We start from the raw sequence: 4,190 nt of genomic DNA, 5'->3' as shown, positions 1-4,190 counted from the left end.
TACTAACAATATGAAATGGGGTTTTTATATTAAAGAGTTGCAGTAAGAAATCCATTAAAACAAGGATTGAAACATATCTGTTGTCAAGGATTATTTTATATTTTAATTTTGTTGCAGTAAGAAATCCATTAAAACAAGGATTGAAACAAGGAGCTTTGAATATTATATGGACTGTCGTTAAGATGGTTGCAGTAAGAAATCCATTAAAACAAGGATTGAAACCTTTTTCTCTTGCGTTTATAATTCTTGAAATACCTTGTATATTGTTGCAGTAAGAAATCCATTAAAACAAGGATTGAAACCATTTAGTAGAGGATGTTATAAAGAATTTATTTAAGGGTTGCAGTAAGAAATCCATTAAAACAAGGATTGAAACATGGCAAAAATCTAAGAGTTAGATACAATAACGAACCGACAGAGTTGCAGTAAGAAATCCATTAAAACAAGGATTGAAACTTAAATATATTCTTTTGGGTTTATATCCCCTCTTCCCAGTTGCAGTAAGAAATCCATTAAAACAAGGATTGAAACTATATTGGTCTATCCCAGCTGTCTTTGCTTATAAATGTTGCAGTAAGAAATCCATTAAAACAAGGATTGAAACAAATAGAGCGTTCAACAGTGCATAAAGGAAGAGTCTGTTGCAGTAAGAAATCCATTAAAACAAGGATTGAAACCTCATTATGGTGGAGGAAAGTCTGACTATGAGGTTTATACAGGTTGCAGTAAGAAATCCATTAAAACAAGGATTGAAACAAAAGTCAATAACCTCAACTATTACAGTGGGCACACGAATGAGTTGCAGTAAGAAATCCATTAAAACAAGGATTGAAACGAGACAACGCCTTTTATCGTCCTCCTATTATTCAGTTGCAGTAAGAAATCCATTAAAACAAGGATTGAAACACTATCTTACACTTATAATTATACTATATTATAATAGTTGCAGTAAGAAATCCATTAAAACAAGGATTGAAACATGATGATGCTTTAATAGATTTATCTAGTTCTAGTGAACTGGATGTTGCAGTAAGAAATCCATTAAAACAAGGATTGAAACAAATAGCTGACGATGAAGCAAACGATGAAACTGATATAGTTGCAGTAAGAAATCCATTAAAACAAGGATTGAAACTTTTCAATCTGCAGTTTAATTTGTTGTTGTTTTTGGTTGCAGTAAGAAATCCATTAAAACAAGGATTGAAACTCATGCCCTCCATAGCATTACCTATAGCTTCTAGTGGAGAAAAAAGTTGCAGTAAGAAATCCATTAAAACAAGGATTGAAACTTCTACGGTATGTATTAGGTTCTTATAATCGGCTTCTCGTTGCAGTAAGAAATCCATTAAAACAAGGATTGAAACACACCCTACCCGTTGGGTTACCCGATATTATACCAGGTTGCAGTAAGAAATCCATTAAAACAAGGATTGAAACTCCTTTTTAACTTCCTGCTTTTTTCCTGTAATACTAATACTGTTGCAGTAAGAAATCCATTAAAACAAGGATTGAAACTGTAAGGCTTCCACGGTTACAAGTGAATAGGGTGTTGCAGTAGTTGCAGTAAGAAATCCATTAAAACAAGGATTGAAACCGAGAAGGATTAGACAATTAAGAGAAGAAGCTCAAAGTTGCAGTAAGAAATCCATTAAAACAAGGATTGAAACCGAGAAGGATTAGACAATTAAGAGAAGAAGCTCAAAGTTGCAGTAAGAAATCCATTAAAACAAGGATTGAAACATCAACTCTATTTGCTTTTTTATATCGTTAATCTTCTTTGTTGCAGTAAGAAATCCATTAAAACAAGGATTGAAACAAAAACTTCTTTTCTATCTCTTCTTTTCAACTCAGGTTGCAGTAAGAAATCCATTAAAACAAGGATTGAAACACAATCATAAGTGTCGTATTTAGCTGTAAAATAGTTGCAGTAAGAAATCCATTAAAACAAGGATTGAAACATAATTAAAATATGCTTCAAAGTATTAGCATTACTGGGTTGCAGTAAGAAATCCATTAAAACAAGGATTGAAACAGTATTTTTTCCTTGAATTCAGTCACAAATTTTTCGTTGCAGTAAGAAATCCATTAAAACAAGGATTGAAACAAAAATTTTGTTAAGTTAGGTCAAATATCTGTTTTTGGTTGCAGTAAGAAATCCATTAAAACAAGGATTGAAACTAAATTATAAACTTTCAGATCAGCTTATAGTAATTGTGTTGCAGTAAGAAATCCATTAAAACAAGGATTGAAACTATTTTGCGTAAATTGTTCCATCTTTTTTATAAAGAGTTGCAGTAAGAAATCCATTAAAACAAGGATTGAAACGTTGAATGGCTGGAATAGTATGAGCCATGCTGACAAAGTTGCAGTAAGAAATCCATTAAAACAAGGATTGAAACTATTTTATGAAAAGAGGGAGAATAAAGGAAAACTAAAAAAGATATAGGAGGAGAATAAAAATGGACAGAAAATTTATGGGAATTAAAAGATTGGTAATTCCAGCCCTTACTGGAATTATAATATTATCTCAGATAGTAACGTTAAAAGCTACAACGGAAGATGTAGCGGCTTTTATACAAGATGTAGGGGAGATAAAAGTTGAGGTATATGATGTAGAGGAAATTGACGAGACTAATAAAAGAGCTGCTGAAGAAAGAGAAGAGGTAAGGTTAGATGAAGAAGAGGATGTAGTTAATATATACAGAGATAATATTAAGGGTCAAGTAGAGACACAAAATATAAGTTTCGATGATGTTAAAGATGGTGATTGGTTCTATAATGATGTATTAGAGGCTAGAGCTAAAGGATTAGTAGTGGGTGTTAGTGATAGTAAATACTCGCCAAATACTCAAATCACTTATGCAGAATACCTAACTATAATAAGTAGACTAATTGATGCTGAAGTAGAATTTAGGGAAGGTTCTGGGGAGTGGTATGAAAAATTTATTGATTCGTGTAGGGAAAAAGGAGTATTAAAAGATAATGAGGTAATAGATCCAAATAAACCAATTACACGTGAGAAAATGATTGAATATACATGTAAAGCGTTAGATATAGAGCCTTATGATAGTATGGAAGTTATATTTAAAGATGTAGATAACAAGGATGCTAGTTATATAAACGCAGCATTTGATAATTACTTAACAGAAGGTTCTGGCTGGGCAGAAGATGGATTAAGAATATTTGGGTTTGGAGAAACAGCTACAAGAGCACAGTTGGCTACTATGGCTTTAAGATTAAAAAACTATATAAAAGACCCAGGATGGTTTATGAGGGTTAAAGCACATGAAAGACAAGAAGCAGAGAAATTATATGAGATAAACAAACCAGTGCATGTTAACGGTTATGTAGTACCTGGGTATTTATACGCTAGGTATGTAAGTAAAAGTGGGTTAGAATTGGAAAGTATAGATATGGATTTAAATGCTCCTGTAGTTGGAAAAAGTGAGAATGTAAAGATGATTGAGGATATGTTAAGCAGTAAGTTTAGTGAGGAAAGTGTAAGTCAAATGATGGGTGCAATATCTAAAAAGAATGATAACTCAGCGGATTTTCAAGAGGTTCTACATTTAGAGGGGTATAGAGTAGTAATAGATGCATTTGCAGGTGACAATTGTATAACTGTAACTGTAATTATGAATTGAATGAGTTAGTGGGTATTGCCCACTAACTTTAAATTATTAAAGGAGGGATAGTTGAGATGAGAAATAAGATCGTAAGTTTAATAATAACTTTGGTATTAGTCATAAGTACAGTATTAGTATTGAATATTAACGAAGCACAAGCTAATACGGAAGCAAGTAAATTAATAAGAGAAGCTAATAATCAATTAAGAGAGTTATATGGATTGACAGAGGAAGATTATAAGTTTGAGACTACTAACAGTGATGGAAGAGCAATAAACGTAAAAACATTATATGGTGAGTGGTTAGAAGAGAATAGGGACAATGATGAAATATATGGCAGTATAATATCTTATGGAGAACCACATGGAGATAGAGGTAATAATAAAAGAGGGGTTATGCAACGTAGATATATAGGATATACTATGGATAACAATAACTTTACAGTTGCAGTAAGAAATCCATTAAAACAAGGGTTGAAACCCATCTTCTGTTATATCCCTTAAAGCTATAAAATCCATTACAGTAAAACATCCACTAAACAAGGCTTGCAACACTGTTAGTTTT

At 32.2% G+C, this 4,190-nt stretch carries 2 protein-coding genes and 1 CRISPR repeat array; both genes read left to right on the top strand.

The window, feature by feature from the left end; genetic code table 11:
- Nucleotides 1-36 precede the first annotated feature (36 nt).
- A CRISPR array of direct repeats spans nt 37-2,399; the repeat unit is 37 nt; unit sequence GTTGCAGTAAGAAATCCATTAAAACAAGGATTGAAAC.
- 60 nt (nt 2,400-2,459) lie between these two features.
- A complete protein-coding gene (locus RBH29_RS17130; RefSeq protein WP_306698225.1) occupies nt 2,460-3,644 on the top strand; it encodes an S-layer homology domain-containing protein in 1,185 nt (394 codons plus the stop codon).
- Between the two features lie 56 nt (nt 3,645-3,700).
- Nucleotides 3,701-4,129 carry a hypothetical protein gene (locus tag RBH29_RS17125; RefSeq protein ID WP_306698224.1) on the top strand — a complete coding sequence of 143 codons (429 nt, stop codon included), beginning with the start codon at nt 3,701-3,703 and terminating at the stop codon, nt 4,127-4,129.
- Nucleotides 4,130-4,190: the final 61 nt, after the last annotated feature.

This window comes from Herbivorax alkaliphila (assembly GCF_030848475.1).
GTDB lineage: Bacteria > Bacillota > Clostridia > Acetivibrionales > Acetivibrionaceae > Herbivorax.
This window is presented reverse-complemented; position numbering and strand designations above follow the sequence as displayed.

Coding starts and splice junctions, on each gene's coding strand:
- RBH29_RS17125 (WP_306698224.1), top strand. CDS start 3,701: ATGAGAAATAAGATCGTAAGTTTAATAATAACTTTGGTATTAGTCATA.
- RBH29_RS17130 (WP_306698225.1), top strand. CDS start 2,460: ATGGACAGAAAATTTATGGGAATTAAAAGATTGGTAATTCCAGCCCTT.